The sequence below is a fragment of the Aeromonas piscicola genome, from assembly GCF_000820005.1.
GTDB classification, from domain to species: Bacteria; Pseudomonadota; Gammaproteobacteria; order Enterobacterales; family Aeromonadaceae; genus Aeromonas; species Aeromonas piscicola.
The window spans coordinates 56,437-82,887 of the sequence record NZ_CDBL01000057.1 but is presented as its reverse complement, the minus strand read 5'-3'; the positions used below and the strand labels follow the sequence as shown (position 1 = coordinate 82,887).

Annotated in this window: 22 protein-coding genes; 11 read left to right on the top strand and 11 right to left on the bottom strand. The window is 60.4% G+C overall.

What is annotated here, in order from left to right; genetic code table 11:
* Positions 1 to 39: 39 nt before the first annotated feature.
* Together BN1128_RS15305 and argS are read right to left on the bottom strand one after the other, a co-directional pair.
* Positions 40 to 879, bottom strand: a complete 840-nt coding sequence (locus BN1128_RS15305; protein WP_042870274.1) for an SPOR domain-containing protein — start codon at positions 877 to 879, stop codon at positions 40 to 42.
* A 3-nt stretch (positions 880 to 882) separates the two neighbouring features.
* Positions 883 to 2,628 carry an arginine--tRNA ligase gene (argS, locus tag BN1128_RS15300; protein ID WP_042870273.1) on the bottom strand — a complete coding sequence of 582 codons (1,746 nt, stop codon included), beginning with the start codon at positions 2,626 to 2,628 and terminating at the stop codon, positions 883 to 885.
* A gap of 313 nt (positions 2,629 to 2,941) precedes the next feature.
* On the opposite strand from argS, the gene BN1128_RS15295 reads away from it, so the two are divergent.
* The 3 genes from BN1128_RS15295 to BN1128_RS15285 all read left to right on the top strand — a co-directional run bounded on the left by BN1128_RS15295 (position 2,942) and on the right by BN1128_RS15285 (position 4,880).
* The gene (locus tag BN1128_RS15295; protein ID WP_042870272.1) at positions 2,942 to 3,508 is read left to right on the top strand and encodes an LON peptidase substrate-binding domain-containing protein; all 567 of its coding nucleotides are present in this window, start codon (positions 2,942 to 2,944) and stop codon (positions 3,506 to 3,508) included.
* 132 nt (positions 3,509 to 3,640) lie between these two features.
* Positions 3,641 to 4,210, top strand: a complete 570-nt coding sequence (locus tag BN1128_RS15290; RefSeq protein ID WP_042870271.1) for a sigma-70 family RNA polymerase sigma factor — start codon at positions 3,641 to 3,643, stop codon at positions 4,208 to 4,210.
* A complete protein-coding gene (locus BN1128_RS15285; protein WP_042870270.1) occupies positions 4,203 to 4,880 on the top strand; it encodes a ChrR family anti-sigma-E factor in 678 nt (225 codons plus the stop codon). Before BN1128_RS15290 ends, BN1128_RS15285 begins: the two co-directional genes overlap by 8 nt.
* A 62-nt stretch (positions 4,881 to 4,942) precedes the next feature.
* Here the strand turns inward: BN1128_RS15285 and bacA are convergent, their stop codons facing one another.
* From bacA to galE, 6 genes are all read right to left on the bottom strand, one after another.
* The gene (bacA, locus tag BN1128_RS15280; RefSeq protein WP_042870268.1) at positions 4,943 to 5,758 is read right to left on the bottom strand and encodes an undecaprenyl-diphosphate phosphatase; all 816 of its coding nucleotides are present in this window, start codon (positions 5,756 to 5,758) and stop codon (positions 4,943 to 4,945) included.
* Positions 5,759 to 5,897: 139 nt separating this feature from the next.
* The gene (locus BN1128_RS15275; protein WP_042870267.1) at positions 5,898 to 6,893 is read right to left on the bottom strand and encodes an aldo/keto reductase; all 996 of its coding nucleotides are present in this window, start codon (positions 6,891 to 6,893) and stop codon (positions 5,898 to 5,900) included.
* 138 nt (positions 6,894 to 7,031) lie between these two features.
* Complete coding sequence (locus BN1128_RS15270) at positions 7,032 to 8,048, bottom strand: galactose-1-epimerase (RefSeq protein WP_042870266.1); 1,017 nt, start codon at positions 8,046 to 8,048, stop codon at positions 7,032 to 7,034.
* Positions 8,049 to 8,124: 76 nt separating this feature from the next.
* Positions 8,125 to 9,273 (bottom strand): galactokinase, encoded by a 1,149-nt coding sequence (gene galK / locus BN1128_RS15265; RefSeq protein ID WP_042870265.1) that lies wholly within the window; start codon positions 9,271 to 9,273, stop codon positions 8,125 to 8,127.
* The gene (locus BN1128_RS15260) at positions 9,270 to 10,328 is read right to left on the bottom strand and encodes a UDP-glucose--hexose-1-phosphate uridylyltransferase (protein ID WP_042870449.1); all 1,059 of its coding nucleotides are present in this window, start codon (positions 10,326 to 10,328) and stop codon (positions 9,270 to 9,272) included. Before BN1128_RS15260 ends, galK begins: the two co-directional genes overlap by 4 nt.
* A gap of 69 nt (positions 10,329 to 10,397) precedes the next feature.
* Positions 10,398 to 11,411: a UDP-glucose 4-epimerase GalE gene (galE, locus tag BN1128_RS15255; RefSeq protein ID WP_042870264.1), complete on the bottom strand. Its 1,014-nt coding sequence runs from the start codon at positions 11,409 to 11,411 to the stop codon at positions 10,398 to 10,400.
* A gap of 203 nt (positions 11,412 to 11,614) precedes the next feature.
* On the opposite strand from galE, the gene BN1128_RS15250 reads away from it, so the two are divergent.
* From BN1128_RS15250 to BN1128_RS15225, 6 genes are all read left to right on the top strand, one after another.
* A complete protein-coding gene (locus BN1128_RS15250; RefSeq protein WP_042870263.1) occupies positions 11,615 to 12,619 on the top strand; it encodes a substrate-binding domain-containing protein in 1,005 nt (334 codons plus the stop codon).
* 218 nt (positions 12,620 to 12,837) lie between these two features.
* A complete protein-coding gene (locus BN1128_RS15245) occupies positions 12,838 to 15,903 on the top strand; it encodes a beta-galactosidase (RefSeq protein WP_042870258.1) in 3,066 nt (1,021 codons plus the stop codon).
* Between the two features lie 234 nt (positions 15,904 to 16,137).
* Positions 16,138 to 17,124 (top strand): galactose/glucose ABC transporter substrate-binding protein MglB, encoded by a 987-nt coding sequence (gene mglB, locus BN1128_RS15240; RefSeq protein ID WP_042870256.1) that lies wholly within the window; start codon positions 16,138 to 16,140, stop codon positions 17,122 to 17,124.
* A 53-nt stretch (positions 17,125 to 17,177) separates the two neighbouring features.
* Positions 17,178 to 18,698: a galactose/methyl galactoside ABC transporter ATP-binding protein MglA gene (gene mglA, locus BN1128_RS15235; protein ID WP_042870447.1), complete on the top strand. Its 1,521-nt coding sequence runs from the start codon at positions 17,178 to 17,180 to the stop codon at positions 18,696 to 18,698.
* Between the two features lie 16 nt (positions 18,699 to 18,714).
* The gene (gene mglC / locus BN1128_RS15230) at positions 18,715 to 19,725 is read left to right on the top strand and encodes a galactose/methyl galactoside ABC transporter permease MglC (protein ID WP_042870254.1); all 1,011 of its coding nucleotides are present in this window, start codon (positions 18,715 to 18,717) and stop codon (positions 19,723 to 19,725) included.
* Positions 19,726 to 19,776: 51 nt separating this feature from the next.
* On the top strand, positions 19,777 to 21,510 hold the full coding sequence (locus tag BN1128_RS15225) for a methyl-accepting chemotaxis protein (protein WP_042870251.1): 1,734 nt from the start codon (positions 19,777 to 19,779) through the stop codon (positions 21,508 to 21,510).
* Between the two features lie 600 nt (positions 21,511 to 22,110).
* On the opposite strand, the gene BN1128_RS15220 is transcribed toward BN1128_RS15225, so the two are convergent.
* The 3 genes from BN1128_RS15220 to BN1128_RS25465 form a co-directional block, all read right to left on the bottom strand.
* On the bottom strand, positions 22,111 to 22,479 hold the full coding sequence (locus BN1128_RS15220; protein WP_042870250.1) for a CopG family transcriptional regulator: 369 nt from the start codon (positions 22,477 to 22,479) through the stop codon (positions 22,111 to 22,113).
* A 1-nt stretch (position 22,480) separates the two neighbouring features.
* Positions 22,481 to 23,128, bottom strand: coding sequence for a nucleotide-binding protein (locus BN1128_RS15215; RefSeq protein WP_042870248.1), 648 nt, complete (start codon positions 23,126 to 23,128; stop codon positions 22,481 to 22,483).
* Positions 23,129 to 23,228: 100 nt separating this feature from the next.
* Positions 23,229 to 23,405 carry a hypothetical protein gene (locus BN1128_RS25465; protein WP_156140378.1) on the bottom strand — a complete coding sequence of 59 codons (177 nt, stop codon included), beginning with the start codon at positions 23,403 to 23,405 and terminating at the stop codon, positions 23,229 to 23,231.
* 747 nt (positions 23,406 to 24,152) lie between these two features.
* Between BN1128_RS25465 and arcA the strand changes: the two genes are divergently transcribed.
* Together arcA and arcC are read left to right on the top strand one after the other, a co-directional pair.
* Positions 24,153 to 25,373, top strand: a complete 1,221-nt coding sequence (gene arcA, locus BN1128_RS15210; protein WP_042870246.1) for an arginine deiminase — start codon at positions 24,153 to 24,155, stop codon at positions 25,371 to 25,373.
* Between the two features lie 62 nt (positions 25,374 to 25,435).
* Positions 25,436 to 26,362 carry a carbamate kinase gene (arcC, locus tag BN1128_RS15205; RefSeq protein WP_042870244.1) on the top strand — a complete coding sequence of 309 codons (927 nt, stop codon included), beginning with the start codon at positions 25,436 to 25,438 and terminating at the stop codon, positions 26,360 to 26,362.
* Positions 26,363 to 26,451 lie beyond the last annotated feature (89 nt).

Sequence of the window (26,451 nt, the reverse complement as noted above, 5' to 3'; positions counted from 1 at the left end):
TTTTCAACCCGGCCCTGATCACTCATCCGCTGGCGGCGCTCACCCCTTTTTGGGGATGCAGCCGCTGATGCCGGAGCCTTGCAGCTTGCGGTTGGCCGCATCGACGGCCGCCTTGCCGCTGAAGGGACCCACCATCACCTTGTAGACGGTGCCGTTGGCGCCATTCACCACCTGCAGGCTGGAGGAGAGGCCGGCGCCGAAGGCGATGCGCGCCTTGAGCGACTCGGCAGAATCCTGCGAGCGCAGGGCGGCGCACTGCATCATATAGCGGCCGCTATCCGCCGCTGCGGTTTGTGCAGGCTGAGTCGCTGCCTGAGCCCTGGCGGCTTCGGCGCGCTCCCGTTCCAGCTCGGCCCGCAGTTCACGCTCCATCCGTTCCCGCTCGGCCTTGCGGTCGATCACCTGCTCCTGGGCACTGGCCACAGGGGCAGGCTTGGCGGGTTGAACCGGTTGCGGTTTGTAGGGCTGAACCTGGCCGATAGGCGTTCCCGGCTGGGGAATGTCGGTCGGCACCGGTTGCGGCAGTTTCTCCGGCTGCAGAGTCAGGGTCTGGGCAGGAGGCGGTGGCAGCACACCCGGTTGGGGGGGCGGCTCAGTGATATCGACCTGCTTGTTCTCCAGCCGTTCGATATAGCTCCACTTCTCCTGCGGCAAGCCGTTGTTCTGCGCCTTGGGCTTGTTGGCCTTGACCTGTTCTTCAATGGTGGGGGCATCGCTGCCCTTGCCGCTGATCATGTAGAGGAAGCCGCCGAACCCTGCCAGCAGCACCCCGGCCAGCAGTGCCGGGATAACAGGAAAGCGGCGAGGTGCCGCTTTCTTGGTGTTACGACCACCGGCCCGTCTTCTCGGGCTGTTGCCGACGTAATCCCGGGTTGCCATCTATTACATGCGCTCCAGGGTATGGATACCCAGCACGCCCAGACCCAGTTTCAGGACCTTGGCGGTTGCTGCGCACAGCAGCAGACGGCTCTGGCGGGTGGCTTCGTCGACGCCATCCTTGTTGATCGGGCAGGCTTCGTAGAAGGTCATGAAGTTGCCGGACAGCTCGTACAGGTAGGTACAGAGCAGGTGCGGCATGCCCTTGTCCGCCACGCCGTTGACCGCATCGGAGAACTGGATCAGCTTCTGGGCCAGCACCTCTTCGGCTTCCTCGTTCAGGGTCACAGTCCCGGTCAAGGTCTCGGCATTGACGCCGGCCTTGCGGAAGATGGACTGGATCCGGGTGTAGGCGTACTGCAGGTAAGGGGCCGTGTTGCCTTCGAACGACAGCATCATGTCCCAGTCGAAGATGTAGTCTGTGGTGCGGTTCTTGGAGAGATCCGCATACTTGACCGCACCCATGGCGATGGCGTGAACCACTTCGGCCTTCTCTGCGGCTGAGAGATCGCTGTTGCGGTTCTCCAGCAGGGCGCTCGCGCGCTCCTCGGCTTCGTTGAGCAGGTCGACCAGCTTGACGGTGCCGCCGGAGCGGGTCTTGTAGGGACGGCCATCCTTGCCCAGCATCATGCCGAAGGCGTGGTGTTCGAGCGGCACGGATTCCGGCACATAGCCCGCCTTGCGGGTGATGGTCCAGGCCTGCATCAGGTGCTGGTGCTGACGGGAGTCGATGAAATACATGACCCGGTCGGCGCCCAGGGTCTCATAACGGTATTTGGCACAGGCGATGTCAGTGGTGGTGTAGAGGAAACCGCCATCGCTCTTCTGGATGATGACGCCCATGGGCTCGCCATCCTTGTTCTTGAATTCGTCCAGGAAGACAACGGTGGCCCCTTCGCTCTCGACCGCCAGCCCTTTGGCTTTCAGGTCGTCCACGATTTGCGGCAGCATGTCGTTGTACATGGACTCGCCCATGATGTCCTTGTTGGTCAGGGAGACATTCAGGCGGTCGTAGTTGATCTGGTTCTGCTCCATGGTCATGTCGACCAGCTTCTTCCACATGGTGCGGCAATATTCATCGCCACCCTGCAGCTTGACCACGTAGTTGCGCGCGCGCTCGGCGAAGACTTCGTCTTCGTCGTAGCAACGCTTGGCCTGGGTGTAGAAGGCTTCGAGATCCTTGAGCGCCATGTCGGAGGCGTGCTCGTTGGCCATCTTCTCCAGATAGGCGATCAGCATGCCGAACTGGGTGCCCCAGTCACCTATGTGGTTGGCGCGTACCACCTTGTGACCGAGGAATTCCAGGGCACGGGCGGCTACGTCACCGAGCACGGTAGAGCGGATGTGGTGCACCGCCATCTCTTTGGCCACGTTCGGCGCTGAGTAGTCCACCACCACGGTTTGCGGCGTCGGCAACTTCACGTTGGCGTTGGCAGAGGTCACCATGGCTTCCACCTGGCCGGCCAGCCAGCGCTGGTCGAAGAAGAAGTTGATGAAGCCGGGGCCGGCGATCTCGACCTTGGCGATCAGGTCCGAGGCGGGCAGGTGCTCTATGATGGCAGCGGCCAGCTCACGGGGGTTCTTGCGGGCCGGTTTGGCCAGCAGCATGGCCAGGTTGGTGGCCAGGTCACCGTGAGCCTTCTCCTTGCATCGGTCTACTTGCACCCGGGCTTCCAGGTCCGCCGGCAACACGCCTGCTGACTTGAGATTGGCTACCGTTTGTTCAAGTAGATGATGAATATGCTCTTTCATAACTGACCACCAAGGTTGCGCGTCGAAAAATGACTGATATATAAGGGCGTGAATTTTACCCGCATCGGCCCGAGAAAACTATAGGGACGGCCCGCCAGAGTTGGTCGGGCGGATATTTCACTGCATTTGTCACCAATATCCAGAACATTCAATGGAATAAATGGTGCTTATCCATTTCTACTGCATATCGAAGCGGCTTGTCCAGGCTATTTTCCCCTGATTGTTAAGGGGTTTTTTATTCCAACTCGGTCTGAATGATCTGCCCTTCTGCGGCAGTCGTATCAACGGGTATCTTCCACAGAGGAATATTCTGATGAAACTGGCGCTGTTTCCCCTCTCGGCTCACCTGCTGCCCGGTGGCGTCATGCCGCTGCGCATCTTCGAGCCCAGATACCAGCGCATGATCGCCGAGGCGGGAGAGCAGGGCTTCGTGCTCTGCATGCTCGACCCCCGCCAACCCGATGCGCTGCGCAACATGTTCCCCATCGCCACCCGGGTGCGAATAGTCGATTTCGATCAACTGCCGGACGGTCTGCTGGGCATTACCGTGCTCGGCATGGAGCGGGTCAGGATCGCCGATCTGTGGCAGGAGCCCGACGGGTTGAGGGTCGGCGAGGTGGCGCTGTTGCCGCCCTGGCAGACGGGCAGGCTCAATGCCGATCAGCACTCCCTGGCCAAGGCGCTGCAGGAGGTGTTCAACGACTACCCGGAATATGCGGCCCTCTACCATGACCCCGACTGGAACGATGCCAGCTGGGTGGCTCAGCGCTGGCTGGAGGTGCTGCCCATTCCCGTGGAACAGAAGCAGTGGTTGCTGGCGGCGGACGACAACCAGCCCGCGCTCTCCCTGTTGAGCGGCCTGCTGGTTGCCAGCCATTGAGTGCCTATTTGCGGCCCACCGGTGATCCTTTTGCCACGCCCGGCGTAATGGTGATGACCACAACATTCAAGGCATGGCGCAATGGCATATACTGGCCAACCCCAATCGACTCAGCGCAGGATATCGCCCCCCATGGACAACCCAGATGGCGATCTGAAGTCTCTTCTCATCCGGGTCGCCGAGCAGGCCGACAAGGCCGCCTTCGCCCGTCTGTTTCAGCACTTTGCGCCGCGCATCCGCAGCTATGGGCTGCGTCACCTCGGCAGCGAGGCCAATGCCATGGAACTGGTGCAGGAAACCATGCTGCTGGTGTGGCAGAAAGCCCGCCTCTACCACCCCGAGAAGGGCGCGCCGACCACCTGGATCTACACCGTCATGCGCAACCAGAGCTTCGACATGCTGCGCCGCCGCCGCGCCAGCAAGGAGGATCTCTGCGCCGAGGAACTGTGGCCCATGCTGGAGTTCAGGGCGGAAGAGGAGCACCTGAGCGGTGGTGAGGATGCGGTGCTGACGCGCCAGATGGCGCACTACCTCGCCACCCTGCCGGAGCCGCAACAGCAGGTGGTGCGCGGCATCTATCTGCAGGAGTTCTCCCAGCAGGAGCTGGCGGAGCGACTCGGCGTGCCGCTTGGCACCATCAAATCCCGCCTCAGACTGGCATTACAGAAATTGAAAGAGCAAGTGGAGCAAGGCCATGATTAAAACCCATCCGACTCACGCCATGTTGCGCGCCTTCGCCGCCGATGAGCTGCCCCTGCCGCTGGCGGTCGGCGTTTCTGCCCATTGCGAGCTCTGCCCCGAGTGTGCCGTCCGCTTGCAGGCCTGTGAAGAGGAACTGGCTCGCCAGTATCTGGAGCCGGCAGATGAGCCAGCAGCGATGAGCGAGAGCATGCCGGTGAAACTCGATGCCATGCTGGCCGGCATACTGCAACAGCCGGTGGCCCGCCCGGCCGAGCTCGGCCAACCGATGCGGCCGGTGCCCGAGTTGCAGGTGGCGGGCCAGTCATACCGGTTGCCCAGGGTGCTGGCGCGTCACCATGCCCCCAAATGGCGTCACATTGGCACCATTCGTCAGCACAGCTTGCCGCTGGACGAGATGGGGGCCCGCGCCAGCCTGCTGCACATCGAGGCCGGTGGTCGCATCCCCGAACACACCCATCAGGGTTATGAGCTGACCCTGTTGCTGGCGGGCAACATGCAGGATGGTGACACCTGCTATCAGGCGGGGGACTTCATCTGGCGCGATGCCAGCCACGCCCACAGTCCGCATACCCCGGACGGCTGCCTCTGCTACACGGTGCAGGATGCGCCGGTCCAGTTCACCAAGGGACTGTCGCGGCTGCTCAACGGCATCACCCATCGCCTCTATTGAGGGTGGGCAGCAATAGAAAAAGGGACCGAAAGGTCCCTTTTTTCATGGGTGTTCGGCCAGGATCAGGCCACAAACACCAGGTAGACGGCGAAGGCTACGATGAAGCGGTAGATGGCGAACGGGATGAAGTCGAGGCGACGGATCAGCGCCAGGAAAGTCTTGATCGCGATCATGGCGACCACGAAGGCGGTGACAAAGCCGACCGCAAACATGGGGAAGTCGGCCAGGGAGAGCAGGTCGCGACTCTTGTAGAGATCCAGCCCGCTTGCGGCCACCATCATGGGTACCGCCAGAATGAAGGAGAACTCGGCTGCCGCCTGACGACTGATCCCCATCAGCATGCCGCCGCTGATGGTGGCACCGGAGCGGGAGAAGCCGGGCCAGAGCGCCAGACACTGGAACAGGCCTATGCCGAACGCCTGCTTGTAGCTGATGTCATCCAGAGTTTCGGATCGTACCGCCGGGCGAAATTTCTCGGCGATGATCAGCAGTATGCCGCCGGCCACCAGGGCATACATCACTGTCTCTGGGCCGAACAGGTTGGCTTTGATCCAGCTGTGAATGGCTAGGCCTATGATCACTGCGGGCAGCATGCCGAGGATGATGTGCACCAGCGACAGGGTGGCGTGATCCTGCGCCGGCCTCTGGCCAAAGTGGATGCCAATCAGGCCGAACAGGCGGCGCCAGAACACGGCCACGACAGCGAGAATGGAGCCCATCTGGATCACCACCTCGAAGGTGGCGGCCTTGGGGCCTTCGAAGCCCAGCAGGTGGCCGACGATGATCATGTGGCCGGTCGAAGAAACGGGCAGAAACTCGGTCAGGCCCTCTACTATGCCCAGCACGAAGGCGACAAACAGGGCGTAAGACTCTGTCATGGTTCAGATCTCTTGGTTGATTGGTCCGGATGAAGTCGGCCCCGGGCTGAGCCGGGGCGACCAATGATGGAGGAAAATCAGACGGGCAACCAGTGAATATTGGGGCCTCCCCCTTGCCATGGGGGAGGTTGAGAGCGGGTCAGGCCAGGGTTGCTTCTATCTGTCGTTGCAACGCCTCGTCCAGCGGGGGCAGGGCCAGGGCCTCGACTGCGCTCACTATCTGCAGGGGGCTGCTGGCGCCGATCAGGGCACAACTCACCACGGGATCGCGCAGCACCCACTGCAACGCCAGTTGTGACAACTCCTGCCCCCGCTGCTGTGCCAGGGTGTGCAGGGTCTGGATCCTGGCCAGCTTGTCCGCGGTGATCTGCTCCGGCTTGAGGAAGGGGCTGCCACTGGCGGCGCGAGAGTCCGCCGGTATGCCAGCCAGATAGCGGTTGCTGAGCAGGCCCCCCGCCAGCGGTGAGAAGGCGACCACCCCCACCCCCTGCTCGCGACAGACCGGCAGCGTCTCGGCCTCGATGTCGCGCTGGAACAGCGAGTATTTGAGCTGATTGACCAGACAGGGGGTGCCCAGCTCCGCCAGCCGGGTCGCTGCCTTGGCGGCAAGCTCGGCCGGGTAGTTGGAGAGGCCGACATAGAGCGCCTTGCCCTGACGTACCATGAGTGCCAGCGCCTGACAGGTCTCCTCCAGCGGAGTGCGGGGATCCGGCCTGTGGTGATAGAAGATGTCCACATAGTCGAGGCCGAGCCGGCGCAGGCTCTGGTGCAGGCTGGCAAACAGGTATTTGGCACTGCCGCCATCGCCGTAAGGGCCGTCCCACATCACATAACCCGCCTTGCTGGCGATGATCAGCTCGTCTCTGTAGGGGGCCAGACTGCCTTTGAGCACGCCGCCGAAGCAGGTCTCGGCAGAACCGGGGGGTGGACCATAGTTATTGGCGAGATCGAAGTGGGTGATACCCAGATCGAACGCCTGGTGCACTATGGCCTTCACCCTGGCGGGATCGCTCCCCTCGCCGAAGTTGTGCCAGAGCCCGAGACCTATGCTGGGCAGGCGCAGGCCGTGGCGGCCGGCGGGTCGATAGGGTTGGCGCTGATAGCGGTCGGGCGCGGCGAGGTAGTGTTCATCCATAAATACTCCTGGGTCGGTGCGATAACGGGTGTGGTCATGACCTGCGTCGGTGGCGAGCGCGTTGATCCCTTGCCGAGAGCGCGAGCAGGCTCCCCTGGCAACGGGGGAGCCGGAAGGTGACGCCGCGGCCCCGCCGTTTTAGCCGGCGGGGATGAAACGGTAACGGGTCTGGTGGTGGTAGTAGTGCCCCGGCAGCAGCCAGGGGTTGCCGAGCTCGGGCCGGTTGGGGCTGTCTGGCAACTGCTGCGCCTCCAGACAGAAGCCGTCGTAATCCTGATGCTGCTGGCCGCTGCGGTTCGGCGTGTTGGCCAGCCAGTTGCCGGTGTAGAACTGCAGCGAAGGCTGGTTGGTGTAGACCTCCATCGCCAGCTGCCGATCGCCGGAGATCACTCGCGCGGCCCAGTTCTGCTCCGGGCCGTCGAGCGGCAAAGCGGGGTGATCCCGGCCGTCATGCTGCGGATGATTGAGCAGGAAGGCGTGATCGTACCCTCTGGCCTGCCGTTGCTGTGGATGGCTCAGCCAATCCAGGCCCATGGGGCGGGGTGCGCGCAGATCGAAGGGGCCTTCCACTGGCGCAATGGCCAGCGGCAGACCGCTCTCATCGGTCGGCAGAAAGCGGTCGGCGTTGAGGCTGATAGTGTGGTCGCGCACATCGCCGCCCCCATCCAGGTTGAAGTAGGCGTGACTGGTAAGGCTGACCGGGGTCGGCGCATCCGTGCTGGCCCTGAAATCGACCACCAAATCGTACTGTTCCAGCCGGTACTCCAGGGTCACCCGCAAGTTGCCGGGAAAGCCCTGATCGCCCGCCTTCGACAGCAGGACGAGTTTGACCCTGTCTGCCTCCAGCTCCTTGATCTGCCAGCCCTGGCGATGAAAGCCTTCCCGTCCGCCGTGCAGGCAGTGGGGGGCCTGATTGGTATCCAGAGCCCAGTGCTGGCCATCGCGTACCAGTTCGGCGCCACCGATGCGGTTGGCAAAACGCCCGGCGACTGCGCCCAGCCACACCTGCTGCGCAGGATAGACCTCATCTGCGCAGCCCAGCAGCACCTCGCGGTGCTTGCCTGCTACCGGCAGGGTGAGGGAGGTGAGGGTGGCGCCAAAGTCGAGGCCGCGCAGGCGCAGCCCCTCTTCGTTTTCCAGCTCGAATGGCGTCATAGCATGTTCGCCCCTGTGGTGTGGGGGCGGCAGAGAGGGCTGCCGCTCTTCATCCTGTCATTACATCCATATGCACTCATAGCTTGCCTGCCCCGGCGCTGGCGCGGCAGACATAGCTGTCGGCCTTGAGGCCGAAGCGGGCCGGATACTCGGCGTCGACGGCGGCAATCACCTCGGCGACCTGCGCCGGGCGCAGCAGGGCAACCACGCAGCCGCCGAAGCCGCCGCCCGTCATCCGCACACCGCCTTCGCGGCCAAGCCTGGCCTTGATGATCTCCACCAGACCGTCGATGGGGGGCACGGTAATCTCGAAGTCATCGCGCATGGCGGCGTGGGACTCGGCCATCAGTTCGCCGAGGCGCACCAGATCGCCGGACTCCAGCGCATCGGCGGCGGCCAGGGTGCGGGTATTGTCGCCCACCACGTGGCGAGCGCGGCGGTAGCAGACCTCATCCAGCCCGGCCTTGCCCGCTTCCAGCGCGGCCATGTCGAGGTCGCGCAGGGCCTTGACCCCGTAGTGGCGGGCGGCGGTTTCACACTGCTGACGGCGGGTGTTGTATTCGCTGTCCACCAGACCGCGGCGCACGTTGGAGTTGACGATCAGCACCGCCAGATCGGGGGGCATGGGGATGAGGCGGGTCTGGAGCGAGCGGCAGTCGAGCAGCAGGGCATGATCCTGCTTGCCGCTGGCGGAGATCATCTGATCCATGATGCCGCAGTTGCAGCCGACGAACTGGTTCTCCGCCTGCTGGCCGTTGAGGGCAATCTCGGCCTGGCTGATGTCGAGCCCCAGCGCCTCCTTGAAGGCCTGGCCTATGGCCACCTCCAGCGAGGCGGACGACGACAGGCCTGTGCCCTGCGGCACGTTGCCCGAGACCACCAGATTGAGGCCGCGCAGCGAGTGGCCGCGCACCTGCAGGTATTTCACCACGCCGCGGATGTAGTCGCTCCAGCGCTGATCGGCATGGTGGGTGATGGGCTGGCTCAGATCGAACAGGTCGCGCTGATTGCCGTAATCGGCGGCGATCACGTGCACCAGGCTGTCATTGCGCAGGCCGATGGCGACGCAGGTCTCGTAGTCGATGGCGCAGGGCAGCACGAAGCCGTCGTTGTAGTCGGTATGCTCGCCGATGAGGTTGACGCGGCCGGGGGCGCGCACCAGCAGATCGGGTTGCTGCTCAAACTGCTCTGCAAAAACGGCGCTGACGCGTTGGCTGGGGGTCATAGGGCCTCCTCATTGGCTTGGCTGATCTGGTTGTAATGAATGGGGCTCAGGGCGCGCAGTCGTTCTGCGGCTTGTTCCGGCGTCAGATCGCGCTGGGTTTCTGCCAGCATCTCGAAGCCCACCATAAATTTGCGCACGGTGGCGGAGCGCAGCAAGGGCGGATAGAAGTGGGCGTGCAGTTGCCAGGCCTGCGGGCAGTCAGAGTGCGGCGGCGCGAAGTGCCAGCCCATTGAGTAGGGAAAGCTGCACTCGAACAGGTTGTCGTAACGGCTGGTGAGCTCCTTGAGCGCCACCGCCAGATCCTGTTGCAGCTCGGGGGTGAGGCCGAGCAGGGAGGGCACATGGGTCTTGGGCAGCAGCAGGGTTTCGAACGGCCAGGCTGCCCAGAAAGGAACGACTGCCAGCCAGTGTGCTGTTTCCACCACGATGCGGGTGCGATCCGCCAGCTCCCGCTCCACATATTCGACCAGCAACGGGCGGCCGTGCTCGGCCAGCCAGTCGCGCTGGTGCTGCTCTTCGCGGGCGATCTCGTTGGGCAGAAAATCGCTGCCCCACAGCTGACCGTGAGGGTGCGGGTTGGAGCAGCCCATGACGGCGCCCTTGTTTTCAAACACCTGCACCCATTGCCACTGGCTCGACAGCTCAGCCACCTGTTCCATCCAGGTGGTGATCACGGCCTCTATGGCGGGCAGCGGCAGCTCGGGCAGTGTCTTGCCGTGATCCGGCGAGAAGCAGATGACCCGGCTGGTGCCGCGGGCGGCCTCCAGTTTCAGCAGGGGATCCTGGTCGCCGCGGGCGGCCGGGGTGTCCTGCATCAGGGCGGCGAAGTCGTTGGTGAAGACGAAGGTGCCCTGATAGTCCGGGTTCTGGTCGCCGGTGACACGCTGGTTGCCCGCGCAGAGGAAGCAATCCGGATCGTGGGACTGGCTCGGTGCCTGACTGACCTTCTCGACCTGGCCTTGCCAGGGGCGCTTGGCCCTGTGGGGGGAGACCAGCACGTATTGACCGGTCAGCGGGTTGAAACGACGGTGGGGGTGATCAACCGGGTTGAACATCATCACTCCTCATTACCTGATGAAATGGGTGGATTGGCCGCCTGGGCGGACGAGTCACACTGGGCCTGTTCACGCCTCGTACCCCTGTGGATTGGCGGACTGCCAGCGCCAGCTGTCGGTGCACATGGTTGCGAGGTCACGGCTGGCACGCCAGCCCAGCTCGCGCTCGGCCTTGGCGGGATCGGCCCAGCACTCGGCGATGTCGCCTGGGCGCCTGGGTTCGATGCGATAGGGCAGCGACCGACCGGAGGCGGCTTCAAACGCCGCGACCATCTGCAGCACGCTCTGGCCCTGGCCCGTGCCCAGGTTGTAGACGTGTACGCCCCCCTGCCTGGCGCAATGTTGCAGCGCCTTGACGTGCCCCTCGGCGAGATCCATTACGTGGATGTAGTCGCGCACCCCTGTGCCATCGACGGTGGGGTAATCGTTTCCAAAGACGGAGAGCGTGTCGCGGCGGCCGATGGCGACCTGGGTCAAAAACGGCATGAGGTTGTTGGGTATGCCCTGGGGATCTTCCCCCAAAGTGCCTGATTCGTGGGCGCCGACCGGGTTGAAGTAGCGCAGCAGCGTCATGCTCCAGTGAGGCTCGGCCCGCTGCAGATCCTCGAGGATCTCCTCGATGATCAGCTTGGATCGCCCGTAGGGATTGGTGGCACTGCGCGGGAAGTCCTCCCGGATGGGCGTGCTGGCCGGATCGCCATAGACGGTGGCCGACGAGCTGAACACCAGGCTGTTGACCCCCGCACGTTTCATCGCCTGTAGCAGGGTGAGGGTGCCGCCCAGATTGTTCTCATAGTATTCGAGGGGGAGACGGGTCGATTCACCGACTGCCTTGAGAGCGGCGAAGTGGATCACCGCGGCTATCTGTTGCTCGCCGAAGATGCGATCCAGCAGGGCCGGATCACGAATGTCACCCTGATAGAAGAGGGGTTCACGCCCGCTGATGGCGGCGATGCGAGCCAGTACGCCCGCCTTGCTGTTGCAGAGGTTATCCACCACCACGGGTTCCATTCCCGCGGCCTGCAAAGCCAGACAGGTGTGGCTGCCGATGTAGCCGCAGCCGCCGGTGACCAGTACTTTCATCCTCTTCTCCACGCTAAAAAAGCCTGTGAAGGAGTCTAGCCGAGGCTCCGATGGGTAAACTGTGAACTGGTTAACAAATACGTGGAAACGATTACACTTGTTGGTGTGGTCATAAATGCAGCCATGTGACTTTTCCCCCTGTTATCAGTGACATTGCTCGGTATAATGGCGCCGTCTTGAACCGTGAAATAAGTGAAAACAGCATGAGCACCATCAAGGATGTCGCCCGTTTGGCCAAGGTATCTGTGGCAACGGTTTCACGGGTGATGAACAACTCACCCAAGGCCAGTGCCGCCTCCCGCGAGGTGGTGCAGAAGGCCATGGCCGAGTTGGGCTACACCCCCAATGCCAATGCCCGTGCGCTGGTCAGCAGGACCTGTGACACCATGGGGGTGCTGGTGGGTGACGTGGCGGATCCCTTCTTCGGCGCCCTGATCAAGGGGGTCGCGGCGATTGCGGTGGAGCAGGGGTTGCACCTGTTGATGGGTAATGGTTTTCACCGGGCGCAGCAAGAGCGGGAATCCATCGAGCTGCTGATCGGCAAGCGCTGCGAGGCGCTGGTGGTGCACAGCAAGGCACTGAGCGACGAGGAGTTGATCGACTATGCCCAGCGGGTGCCCGGCATGGTGTTGATCAACCGCGACATCCCGGCCCTGAAGGGGCGCTGTATCGCCCTCAACAATCGGCAGGGGGCCGCCACGGCGACCCGTCATCTGCTGGAGCTGGGCCACCGTCACATCGCCTTCCTCAGTTCGGATCACGTCATCGAGGATGCCACCTTGCGGCTGCAGGGTTATCAGGATGCGCTGGCCGAGGCTGGGCTGTTCGCCGATCCCGAGCTGGTGGAGAGCGGCATGCCCAACGAGGAGGGGGGGGAGCGCGCCATGCTCAACCTGCTGGCCAAAGGGCAGCCCATCACGGCCGTGGTGGCCTACAACGATGCCATGGCGGCCGGCGCCATCTCTGTACTGGCCGACAACGGCCTCAAGGTGCCGGAGGAGGTCTCAGTAGTGGGCTTCGATGACATCATCTACGCCAGATACCTGAGACCCAAGCTCTCCACCATGCGCTACCCCATCGAGCTGATGGCGGCCCAAGCGGCTAAGCTGGCATTGCAGCTGGCGGCGGGTGAGTGCGAATCGGTGCAGAGCCGCATTTACACGCCGACGCTGATCAATCGTCACTCCGTAGCACCCGTACGGGCCTGACCCTCTCCATTCACTCCTCTTTCCTCCCCCGGATCGCCGTTTTTCAGGCCTGTGATCCGGGGGCTCGGTCTTTTACCTTCATTTAGCTCATTTTTACCCTGTTTTACTTAACAAAATTAGTGTAATCGTTTACATCTGTGTGAGCGAGATCGCCGATCCCCAGGCAAAACTCCCCTACACTGCATACGTTTTCAGCGTTCATGCAGGGAGAGAGAAGAATGCTCAGGGAGATAGTGGCCCGTCAGGATTGGCAGACCCAGGCGATTACATCGGTGAATCGTCTGGCTGCCCATACCCCCTTGTTTAGCTGGCGCAGTGAGGCCGACGCCCGTGCCGAGCTCGCTTCGCCGTCCCGCCTGCTGCTGGATGGCGAATGGCGCTTTTCCTTCTTCGAGGCGCCCGAGCGGGTGCCCGATGGCTGGCTGACGCAGGATCTGCCGCAGGCGTGCGCCATCAGGGTGCCGGGCAACTGGCAGCTGGATGCTGCCTACCCGGCGTCACGTCCGCTCACGGACGGCCCCATCTACACCAACATCAAGTATCCCTTCCCCTGCGATCCGCCCAGGGTGCCGGCCACCAATCCGACCGGCTGCTACTCTCGCGAATTCGAGTTGCCTGCCGACTGGCTCGCCGGCGGCCAGACCCGCATCATTTTCGACGGGGTCGACAGCGCCTTCTACTTGTTCTGCAACGGCCGCTGGGTGGGTTACTCCCAGGACAGCCGGCTGCCCGCCGAATTCGATCTGAGCCCCTTCCTGCAGACCGGCAGCAACCGGCTGGCGGTGCTGGTGTTGCGCTGGTCAGATGGCTCCTATCTGGAGGATCAGGACATGTGGCGCCTGAGCGGCATCTTCCGCTCCGTCAGTCTGCTGCACAAACCCGATCGCCATCTGATGGATGTACGGCTGACGCCCGTGCTGGATGCCTGCTATCGGGATGCTCGTCTCAAGATCGAGCTGCAGGCTGCCAACGCAGCGGGCCTGTCGGTGGAGGTCAGCCTCTACGACGGCACAGAGCGGGTGGCCAATCTGCGCCAGTGGCTCGGCACGGCAGCCATCGACGAGAAGGGGGCCTATGAGGATCGCAGCGAGTTGTGGCTAGCGGTCACGGCCCCTCGCAAGTGGAGCGCCGAGACGCCCCATCTCTACCGACTGACCCTGACCTTGCTCGACGAGCAGAGCGAGCCCATCGAGAGCGAGGCCTATGACGTGGGCTTTCGGGCGGTGGAGATCAAAGGCGGTCTGTTGCGGGTCAACGGCCAGCCCCTGCTGATCCGCGGCGCCAATCGCCACGAACACGATGCAGCCAGGGGCCATGTGGTAACTCCCGCCGCCATCGAGCAGGACCTGCTGCTGATGAAGCGGCATAACTTCAACGCGGTGCGCTGCTCCCATTACCCCAATCATCCGGAGTTTTACCGCCTCTGCGATCGGCTCGGTCTCTATGTGGTGGACGAGGCGAATCTGGAGACCCACGGCATGACCCCCATGGGGCGGCTGGCGCGGGATCCGGCCTGGAGCGGGGCATTTCTGGAGCGGGTCACCCGCATGGTGGCGCGCGACTTCAACCACGCCTGCATCATCATCTGGTCGCTGGGCAACGAGTCCGGCTACGGCCCGGCTCACGATGCCATGCATGGCTGGATCAAGCGCAGCGATCCGAGTCGCCCGGTGCAGTACGAAGGGGGCGGGGCCGACACGGCCGCCACCGACATCATCTGCCCCATGTATGCCCGCACCCATCAGGACCAGCCCTTCCCGGCCGTGCCCAAGTGGGCGCTGGCCAAGTGGATCGGCCTGCCGGGCGAGACCCGGCCGCTCATCCTCTGTGAATACGCCCACGCCATGGGCAACAGCCTGGGGGGCTTTGCCCACTACTGGCAGGCGTTTCGCGATCACCCCAGGCTGCAGGGCGGCTTCGTGTGGGATTGGGTGGATCAGGGGCTCGACAAGCAGACCGACGACGGCCGTCACTACTGGGCCTATGGCGGTGACTTCGGTGACCAGCCCAATGACCGCCAGTTCTGCTGCAACGGTCTGCTGTTCCCGGACAGGACCTCCCATCCTGCCCTGTTCGAGGCGAAACGGGCCCAGCAACCTTTTGTGCTGACGCTGCAAAGCCAGCTGCCGCTGACGGTCGAGATCCACAGTGAATACCTGTTCCGTGTGACGGACAACGAGTTGCTGCGCTGGCAACTGTGCGAGAACGGCCTTGTGCTGCAGCAGGGTGAATGCCCACTCAAGCTGGCGCCCCGGGCCAGCGTGGTGCTGATCCTGCTGGATGCGCTGCCGGCCTTTGCTGCGGGCTCCCTTGCCTGGCTGGATCTGACCATAGTGCAACCCGCCGCCACGGCCTGGGCCGAGCCTGAGCATGAGGTGGCGCGCCAGCAATTTATGCTGCCAACGCCTATGGCGATACCGGCGACGTTTAACCCCGCCGCGATAAAGGAGCAGCCGGATCATTGGCTTGTCTGCGCGGCTGGCAGCGAATGGCAACTGGACAAAAGCAGCGGCCGTATCCGCAGTTGGCAGAAACATGGCCGCGAACGGCTGCGTGATGCCATTGCCGACCACTTCTATCGCGCGCCGCTCGACAACGACATAGGCGCCAGCGAGGCGGATCACATAGATCCCAACGCCTGGATTGCCCGCTGGCAAGGCGCCGGACTCAACGATCTGGAGCATCGCTGTCTTGGGTTAGAGGTGGATCCCCATCATGGCCGTGTGCTGGTCAGGCACGGTTACTTCGTCCAGGGGACGCTCAAGCTGTCGACCCGCTGGCAGCACAGCTTCGGTGCGGACGGCGCCATGGCGCTCACCATAGCCGTTGAGGTTGCGGCCGGCATGCCATCGTTGCCCCGTATCGGCGCCCAGCTCTGGTTGGTTGACGAGGTGGCAGAGGCGAGCTGGCTGGGTCTGGGCCCTCACGAGAACTATCCGGATCGCCTGCTCGGCGCCGATCTCGGTTGCTGGCAGTTGCTGCTGGCTGCTCTGCATACCCCTTATGTGTTCCCGACCGACAGCGGGCTGCGCTGTGATACCCGTCAACTGCAGCTTGGCGAGATTGCCGTCGAGGGGCAGTTCCACTTCAGCGTCAGCCGCTACAGCCAGCAGCAGCTGGCCCTGGCCCGTCACCAGACAGATCTGGTGGCCGAGGGGGGCCTGCATCTCTGCCTCGATGGCTTCCACATGGGGATTGGGGGCGATGACTCCTGGAGTCAGAGCGTGCGACCGGAATATTGGTTGCAGCCGGGCGGCTACTATTGGAACTGTGTTCTACGCTGAATCTGAGCCATGGTTGGGTCGATTGAGGCGGCAATAAGGCCTCAGTCGAAAATAATTACTCATAACTATATGATATTTAATTGTTTTGTTGCTATGTAACAGAGTGTAAACGTTTTCATTTTGTTGTCATGATCACAGAACATCACACAACAAACTGATTACATTAGGCTGGCACCAGTTCAATTGGTGTACAGCATTCCCTACAAAAACAGATAGAGAGATCGGAGCATAACAATGAAAAAAATCACGACAATTGCCGCCGTGCTGATGAGCCTGATGGCAGGAGCCACTGCCCATGCCGAAACTCGTATCGGGGTGACCGTTTACAAGTACGACGACAACTTCATGGCTGTGGTGCGCAAGGCAATCGAGAAGGAAGCAGCGGCAAACCCGGGTGTGGAGCTGCTGATGAATGACTCCCAGAATGACCAGTCCAAGCAGAACGATCAGATCGACGTGCTGCTGGCCAAAGGGGTGAAGGCCCTGGCGATCAACCTGGTTGACCCGGCGGCGGCCCCTGTCGTGATTGAGAAGGCCCGTGGCGAAGATGTGCCCGTGGTGTTCTACAACAAGGAGCCGAGTGCTGCCGATCTGGCCAGCTATGAGAAGGCTTACTACGTGGGTACCGACTCCAAGGAGTCAGGCATCATCCAGGGTCAGCTGATCGCCAAGCACTGGAAAGCCCATCCCGAGTGGGATCTGAACAAGGATGGCGTCATCCAGTTCGTGCTGCTCAAGGGCGAGCCGGGCCACCCGGATGCGGAAGCCCGCACCACCTATGTCATCAAGACCCTGAATGATGGCGGCGTCAAAACTGAACAGCTGCACATGGATACAGGTATGTGGGATACCGCCATGGCCAAGGACAAGATGGACGCCTGGATCTCCGGCCCCAACGCCAACAAGATTGAAGTGGTCATTGCCAACAACGACGGCATGGCGATGGGTGCCGTTGAATCTCTGAAAGCGCAAGGCAAGACCGCCATCCCGGTGTTCGGCGTCGATGCGCTGCCGGAAGCCCTGGCCATGGTCAAGAGCGGTGCCATGGCGGGTACCGTGCTGAACGATGCGGCCAACCAGGCGAAGGCCACCTTCGAGCTGACCAAGAACCTGGCTGAAGGCAAACCGGCTGGTGAAGGCACCAAGTGGAACATAGTCGACAAGGTCGTCCGTGTTGCCTACGTCGGTGTGGATAAAGACAACCTGTCCCAATTCGAGTAATTCCCCCCTCCAGGGCAAGGGAGATCCCCTTGCCCTTTTTTCAACCAGATGTGATGGCTGATATGACAACACAGCAACAATCAGAATGGCTGTTGGAGATGATTGACGTCAGTAAGAGTTTTCCTGGCGTCAAGGCACTCGATAAAGTCAATTTACGGGTCCGTCCTCATTCTGTGCATGCGTTGATGGGCGAGAACGGGGCAGGAAAATCCACGCTGCTCAAATGCCTGTTCGGCATCTATGAGAAGGATGAGGGCAAGATTTTCTTCAAGGGACAGGAGATCAATTTCACCTCCTCCAAAGAGGCGCTGGAAAATGGCGTCTCCATGGTGCACCAGGAGCTGAACCTGGTGTTGCAACGCACAGTGATGGACAACATGTGGCTCGGTCGCTATCCCACCAAGGGCTGGTTCATCGACCACGGCAAGATGTATGACGACACCAAGCACATCTTCGACGAGCTGGATATCGATATCGATCCCAAGGTCAAGGTGGGCACGCTCTCCGTGTCCCAGATGCAGATGATCGAGATCGCCAAGGCGTTCTCCTACGATGCCAAGATCGTCATCATGGATGAGCCGACCTCCTCCCTGACCGAGAAAGAGGTCAATCATCTCTTCAAGATCATCAACAAGCTGAAAGAGAAGGGCTGCGGTATCGTCTATATCTCCCACAAGATGGAAGAGATCTTCCAGCTGTGTGACGAGATCACCATATTGCGGGATGGCCAGTGGGTGGCGACCCAGCCGCTCAAGGGCATGACCATGGATCAGATCATCGGCATGATGGTTGGCCGTGAATTGACCCAGCGCTTCCCGGAAAAAACCAACCAGCCGAAAGAGGTCATCCTCGAGGTGGAGCATCTGACGGCCAAGAACCAGCCCTCCATTCAGGACATCACCTTCGATCTGCACAAGGGGGAGATCCTCGGCATCGCCGGGCTGGTGGGGGCCAAGCGTACCGATATCGTCGAGACCCTGTTCGGCATTCGCGATCGCAGCGAGGGCGTCATCAAGCTGCACGGCAAGGTTGTGGCGAATCACACTGCGCACGAGGCCATCCAGAACGGATTCGCGCTGGTGACGGAAGAGCGCCGTTCCACCGGCATCTACTCCCGCCTCGACATCGCCTTCAACTCCCTGATCGCCAACATGGACAGCTACAAGAGTTCCATGGGGCTGCTCAGCAACAACAAGATGAAGAGCGATACCCAATGGGTCATCGACTCCATGCGCGTCAAGACCCCGACCCAGCAGACGCAGATCGGCTCCCTGTCCGGTGGCAACCAGCAGAAGGTCATTATCGGCCGCTGGCTGCTGACCCAGCCGGAGATCCTGATGCTGGATGAACCGACTCGCGGGATTGACGTGGGTGCCAAGTTCGAGATCTACCAGCTCATCCTGGAGCTGGCCAAGAAGGACAAAGGCATCATCATCATCTCGTCTGAAATGCCCGAGCTGCTGGGGATCACGGATCGCATCATGGTGATGAGCAATGGCCGGGTCGCCGGGATCGTCAATACCAAAGAAACTGACCAGAGCGAGATACTGCGCCTGGCATCTCTGTACCTTTAGAGACAGGAAGACATTTATGGAGTCGGCTAAAAATTTCAATCTGATGCAGGCGCTCAAAGAGAACGGCATCTATGTGGTGTTGCTGGTGCTGCTCATGATCATAGTGATCAAGGAGCCATCCTTCCTGAGCCTCACCAACTTCAGCAACATACTGACCCAATCATCGGTGCGGGTCATCATAGCGCTGGGGGTGGCGGGCATCATCATTACCCAGGGTACGGATCTGTCGGCCGGTCGCCAGGTTGGCCTGGCTGCGCTGATTGCGGCCACCATGTTGCAGGCGCTGACCAACGTCAACAAGGTGTTCCCCAGCCTGGGGGAGGTGCCCATTCCGGTGGTGATCCTGCTGGTGTGTGCCGTGGGTGCCCTGATAGGTCTGGTCAATGGTCTGATCGTGGCCTATCTCAATGTGACCCCGTTTATTACCACGCTGGGTACCATGATCATCGTCTACGGCATCAACTCCCTCTATTTTGATTCCGTGGGCGCCTCACCGGTGGCCGGCTTCGATCCACGCTTCTCCAGCTTCGCGCAGGGCTTCATCAAGCTGGGAGGGTTCAAGCTATCCTATCTCACCTTCTATGCCGCCATCGCCAGCGTCTTTGTCTGGGTGCTGTGGAACAAGACCCGCTTTGGCAAAAACATCTTCGCCATCGGCGGCAACCCCGAGGCGGCCAAGGTCTCCGGTGTCAACGTGGCGGTCAACCTGGTGATGATCTATGCCCTGGCGGGTGTCTTCTACGCCTTCGGCGGCATGCTGGAAGCGGGCCGCATCGGCAGTGCCACCAACAACCTGGGCTTCATGTATGAGCTGGATGCCATCGCGGCCTGCGTGGTGGGCGGTGTCTCGTTCGCTGGCGGGGTGGGGACGGTTGCCGGGGTGATCACGGGCGTGCTCATTTTCACCCTGATCAACTATGGTCTGACCTATATTGGAGTCAGCCCTTACTGGCAGTTCATCATCAAGGGCGGCATCATCATACTGGCGGTGGCCCTGGACTCCATGAAGTACGCCAAGAAGAAATAACAATTGGCAGAGAGGGTTGGCGTTGCCAGCCCTCTCTTCTGGAGGGAACCCATGCCATTCAAGGTCAAGATTTACGTCTTGCTACTGCTGGCCATTCTGGTCACCATCGGCACCGCCTGGCTCAGCGTGAATCACTTCATCAGTGGCTACATTCGCACTCAAGCCACCCAGAACATCAACGAACAGATAGCCCTGGTCAAAGAGAAGCTGGCGGGGGACATCAATCAGAAAATCCTGCTGGCGGCCAACCTCAACTTCGGCGTGACCAACGTCAAGAAGACCCTGGAAGAGACCGGTTTTCACAATATCGTCAAGGTGATCGGTGACATGGCGTTCGACGTGAGCGGCGTCATCAACGACACGGCCAAGGTCGATGCCTTGCGCAAGCTGATCCCCGCCGCCAACAACCAGATCACAGTCAGTCCGCTACAGCAGCTGGATGGCAAGCCTGTCATCTCCATCCTGGTACCGCGCGGTGCCGACTCTGCCTACCTTTATTACCTCAACATGAGCGAGTTCAAGAACCTGCTGGAGAAGGTGAGCGGGGAGGGGCGTTATTTCTCCCTTGCCGATGGTCAGGGCAATGTGCTTTACAGCAGCAAGCCGCAGGGGGAGAGCGAGTCACGCCCCAACCAGCTGGATATTCGCGGCAGCAACTGGGTACTGACCGGCTACATAGATCTCGACTATATCCGCACCATGACCCAGGCGCTCAATGGCCAGATCGTCATGGCCCTGCTGGTTGTCGCCGTGCTGGTATTGCTGCTGGCCATGCTGGCGCTCAATATCGCCTATCGTCCCATCCTCTCGTTGCGGGATCTGGTTCTGGAGCTGTCACAGGGCAGCGGCGACCTCACCCGCCGATTGGCTGTGACCAGCAAGGATGACTTGGGCCAGATCTCGGCCGGTATCAACCGCTTCATCGAGCGTCTGCAGGAGATGATGAGAGAGGTGCAGGGTGCGAGTGGCCAGCTCAATACCGGCATTGAAGGGTTGGCCAACCAGACCGGTGCCGCCCAGTCCCTGCTGGCGGATCATGTGCGCGAGACTGAACAGGTGGTGACGGCCATCAATGAGATGAGCCGCACCGCGGTTTCCGTCTCGGAGAGTGCCGCTAGCACGGCCCAGCTGACCGGCCAGAGTCAGCAGCTGGCAAGCCAGTCCCGCCAGGTGGTCGATCAGGCCATGGCCAGCGTGATGGCGCTGGTGGACGAGGTCGAGGAAACCGCTCGCTCCATCGAAGCCATGCAGCAGGATGTGCAGCAGATTGGCTCTGTGCTCGGGGTGATCGGCAGCATTGCCGAACAGACCAATCTGCTGGCGCTCAATGCCGCCATAGAGGCGGCCCGCGCAGGCGAACAGGGACGTGGCTTCGCTGTGGTGGCAGACGAAGTTCGCTCGCTGGCTGCTCGCACCCAGAAGAGCACCGCCGAGATCCAGACCATGCTGGCCAGTCTTCAGCGAGGCACCCGCACAGTGGTGGAAGCCATGAGCAACACCAAGCAGAGCTGTCAGGGTGCTGCCGAGAACACTACCAAGGTCAACGAATCGCTGGATCTGATGGCAGGAGAAGTGGTGGAGATTAACGATCTCATCAGCCATATCGCCACGGCGGCCGAACAGCAAAGTGCGGTAGCGGAAGAGATAAATCGCAACATGAGCGCCATCGCCGAGGTGATCCGTCAGCTGACGCACAATGGAGAAGAGACGGTGGCAAGCTCGGCGTCGATGCAGAAGACTTATGATCGGCTGAGAGAAATCGTGGGGCACTTCCGACTGGCGTAATAGCGGTATTGTGTGGCCGAGGTAAAAAAGGCCAAAAAGATGGGGGCGACTTGCGTCGCCCCCGATAGTCTTAACGCTCATATCCTTGAACGAAGTTGCTCCCTGCAATCCCTGACTATACCTCTTCCTTTAGGTTTCCCCTTCCCAATCCTTTGGGGTGTCCTTTAGCCATCATGGCCTGACGAGTCATCCGTTCCCGTCGCACTTTCTCCGTCCTGGGAGGTGTCCTTTACCACATCCTGTGGTGAGTCCATTTGCCCAACCTTGGCAGCCAGTCTTCCTGACCGACTTCATTGCGTCCGTGCAGGAGTAACTATAAGGATTTCAGGAGGGACGACAACGGCAGCATGAAAAACGTTTTTACGCATCTCGTTACGCAAGAAACTTGTTGCGATTTTTATCATTTAAAATCATATGGTTGAACATTAAAAGTTCAGGTTATTGGATCTTATCTTCCGACTATCTCAGGATCTTTTTCGGCGTATTACTCACGGACGGGATGGCGAATATCTCACACGCCGTTGAACTCGGGTTCAGAAAGGGAGGAAGAGGCAGGTGAGTGATTGCCGGAAAGGTGAGAATGACTACCAATATGGTGTGTCAGCTGCGCTCCTGCAGCCGTTCATAGATGGTTTGACGCTCTTCCGGGCTCAGTGAAGAAAAATAGTGGGTGAACAGGCGCAGTAACAGGGATTTGTTCATGCCGTCCTGCTGGGTCAGGCTGCCGAGCTCGTCGATGGCGGCTGTGCTCAGGGAGAAGGTGGCTTTTTTATAGCTTGGCTTCAGATACTCACCGCTTTCGATAAAGGCGAGTGCCGTCAGGGCCTCCTCCCGATGCAGGTTCAGCTCAAGACTGACCACCTTGGGTTTGCCCTTGGCATAGAAGTCTGCATCCTCGATGAACTCGTCTATGGTGAACTTCTTCTGATGATGCAGATTGTGTTTCTTCTTCAGGTCGGCAAGGCCCATCTCACACCTCCAGTTCCAAAAACTCCTTGGCGATGGCCCGGATCTCCTCGGCCGACTTGCCATCGGGTTCGATCTCCATGACGGAAAGGCCCTTTTCCTCGCTGTCGTCATAGACGTTGCGACCATAGGTGATGGCGTTCAGTACATCGACCCCGAACGAGGAGCACACCTCCTTGGCCTCCAGGATCCGTTTTACCTGGTTGGGCAGGGCCGGGCACTGGGTCAGCACAACGGCGGCTTTGAGGGTGGGATTGACCATCTTGCAGGTGGTGATGAGATCTTCCATGTGTGGCAGGGTCTTGAGATCGCGGCGTTTGGGCCGCAGCGGGATCAGGCCATGGGTGGCCACCGCCATGGTGGAGCGCAGCGCCCGGTTGTCCTGGCCGCCACAGTCGACGATGACGTAGTCATAGCGGTTCTTCAGGCTGAGCAGGTCGTTGCGAATATTGCCGTAGAGCTGAACGCAGTTTATCTGGGGCAGATCCGGGTTGTCGTTGCGCTCCTGGATCCAGTCTGAGGTGGTGCGTTGCGGGTCACAATCGACTAGTAGCACTTCGCCATGAAACCGTGTTCTGAGGTAGACCGCCAGATTTTGGGCCAGACAACTCTTGCCGCTCCCTCCCTTCTCTCCACCGACCAACAGGATCATGACTATCTCCTATCCCTATGAAAAATAGCTGCCTTGAGTATAGGAGGGGGTTGAAGCATGACAAGCCAAGAGGAGGTGACCTCCTCTTGGGATCTCACTTTCAGTAGTGCTGGTTGCCGCCGTACCACAGGCACACGTACTCGGGGACCAGCATCTGGGGAGCCTGGTCGACATGGCAGACCACCATGGGTATGGCGGGGGCTCCTTCAGCGCTGACCAGCGATGGGGTCATGGGCAGGATCAGGGCGGCGAACAGGAACAGTGACTTGATCTTCATGGCTATCTCCTTGGTGACAGAACACGGCGTGATCTGGATCACTTTCTGAGTTAAGCCGAGCCGGCCTGCGACGCAAGGTTATGAAATAAATTCAACGAATGAAAAAAGTTTGAAAAGAGGGGGTGGCGGGTTCGCTGAGAAATACATGACCAAGATGCGGGCTTTGTGCATATCCATATAACAGACATGTTACTGACAACTTGTGCCGCGAGCCTGTGCTGGCGGGTTTGGCACAATGCCATGATCTGGGACAAGAAGCAGATTATTCAGCGCTTATCCCGCTTATGACTATTTATCTCGGTGCCTGCCCCTTAAAAATCAGTGAAAAATTCAGTTTAATGCATATTAAATTCAGGTGACGTAGGTTTGTTTTGTATCGCATTGAAAATAATGGTTTTTTGTTTTTTGTTATATCCCTTGGTAGATACGCCTCGTGAATGAAAAAGGATGAAATATGAAATAAAAGCGAGGATTAATGCGTGTTAATGCATGATGGCTGAATGAGAGATTGTCAGTTCTGTTACCATCATCAAAGAATAAACCGTGATTTTATTCAGTTCAGAGTGAATGTGATCAATGTCTAAGTTTATCGTGATTGGCAGGTCTAACCTCGGTCTCGAAAGGCAAGGGCAGGATAGAACACAAGCTGAGTACCCTACATAAAGAATATCCCGCCTTAGCCACGAGCATGAATAGAAGGAATCTATTCAATCACTCGCAGGGACCACTGCTAGACGGAATATAATCATGAGCAAATTTTATGTAGGTTCTGAAGTTGGCCAATTGCGCCGTGTCATGTTGCACCGCCCCAACCTCAGTCTGAAGCGTCTGACCCCTTCCAACTGCCAGGACCTGCTGTTTGATGATGTCCTGTCGGTTGAACGCGCCGGTCAGGAGCACGACAAATTCGCTCAGGTACTGCGCGATCAGAATGTCGAAGTTTTCCTGCTGACCAACCTGCTGGCCGAGACTCTGGATGTGCCGGAAGCCAAAACCTGGCTGCTGCAACATCAGGTGTCCGATTATCGCCTCGGTTCTTCCCTTGCCAACGACGTGCGCTGCTTCCTGGCTGACATGCCGCACCGCGAACTGGCCCGCATTCTCTCCGGTGGCCTGACCTACTCAGAGATGCCTTACAGCGGCGTCAACATGGTAGTGGGCATGCACGCTCCGACCGATTTCATCATAGAGCCGCTGCCCAACCACCTCTTTACCCGTGACACCTCCTGCTGGGTCTATGGTGGCGTCTCCATCAACCCCATGGCCAAGGCCGCCCGTCGCCGCGAGACCAACCACGTGAAGGCCATCTACCGCTGGCACCCGCAGTTTGCCGGTCAGGACTTCATCAAGTACTTCGGTGACGAGGATCGTGACTACGACAACTCCACCATCGAAGGGGGTGACGTCCTGGTCATCGGCCGTGGCGCCGTGCTCATCGGCATGTCCGAGCGCACCACGCCGCAAGGGGTCGAGCACCTGGCACGCAGCCTGTTCAAACACGGTCAGGCCAAACAGGTCATCGCCATGCAACTGCCGAAACACCGCAGCTGCATGCACCTGGATACCGTCATGACCCACATGGACATAGACACCTTCTCCGTCTATCCGGAAGTCATCCGCAAGGATGTGAACTGCTGGAGTCTGACTCCGGGTGGTGCCACCGGCATGAACATCAAGGAAGAGGGTTACTTCGTGACCGCCATCGAGAAGGCGCTGGGCGTGGATCAGCTCAAGCTCATCACCACAGGTGGTGACACCTTCGAGGCCGAACGCGAACAGTGGAACGATGCCAACAACGTGCTGACGGTGCGTCCTGGCGTGGTCGTGGGTTATGAGCGCAACACCTACACCAACGAGAAATATGACAAGGCCGGCATCACAGTTCTCTCCATCCCGGGTGAAGAACTGGGTCGTGGCCGCGGCGGCGCCCGCTGCATGAGCTGCCCGATGGAACGTGACGGCATCTAACAAGACGGCGTGGCGCCGGCAGAGGCTGGCGCCACAGATACCAAGACTCGAGATCAACACTCATGAAAAAACCAACTGTCGTCGTCGCCCTGGGTGGCAATGCCCTGCTCCGTCGTGGTGAGCCGCTGGAAGCTGACATTCAGCGCAAGAACATCGCCACCGCCGCCAAGACCATCGCCCTGATCGCTCAGGAGTACAACGTGGTGCTGGTGCATGGCAACGGTCCGCAAGTCGGCCTGCTGGCCCTGCAAAACAGCGCCTATACCAAGGTCGCGCCCTATCCCCTGGATGTGCTGGGTGCCGAGTCCCAGGGCATGATCGGCTACATGCTGATCCAGGAGCTCAAAAACCTGATGCCGAGCCGCAACGTCACCGCGCTGCTGACCCAGGTACAGGTCGATCCCAAGGATCCGGCATTTGCCAATCCGACCAAATTTATCGGACCCGTCTATGACGAAGCCGAAGCACGCATCCTGGCCGAAGAGAAGCACTGGGTGGTCAAGGCCGACGGCAAGTTCTTCCGCCGCGTGGTGCCGTCTCCGCTGCCCCAGCGCATCGTCGAAGGCGATGCCATCGAAACCCTGATAGCCCAGGGACACCTCATCATCTGTACCGGTGGTGGTGGCATTCCCGTGACCTGGGATGGCCAGTGCCTGACCGGTATCGAAGCCGTCATCGACAAGGACATGTCTGCCGCCTACCTGGCCAAGCAGATCAAGGCCGATGCCCTGCTGATCCTGACCGACGCCGATGCCGTCTACCTGGATTGGGGCAAACCGACCCAGCACCCGCTGCGCGTCACCAGCCCGGCCGAACTGGCTGGCGTCAAGTTCGATGCAGGCTCCATGGGGCCCAAGGTCGAAGCGTCCTGCGAATTCGTCAAGGCGACCGGCGGCATGGTCGGGATTGGTTCTCTGGAAGATGGCCTGGCCATCCTCAAGGGTGAAGCCGGCACCAATATCGTTGCCGCCCGCACCGTGAATGCCTAGTCAACAACACTGCCCGAATGGGGCCTGAACAACTTTGTACTGTGTATGCGTAGTCAATAACACTGCCCAAATTGGTCTGAACAAATATA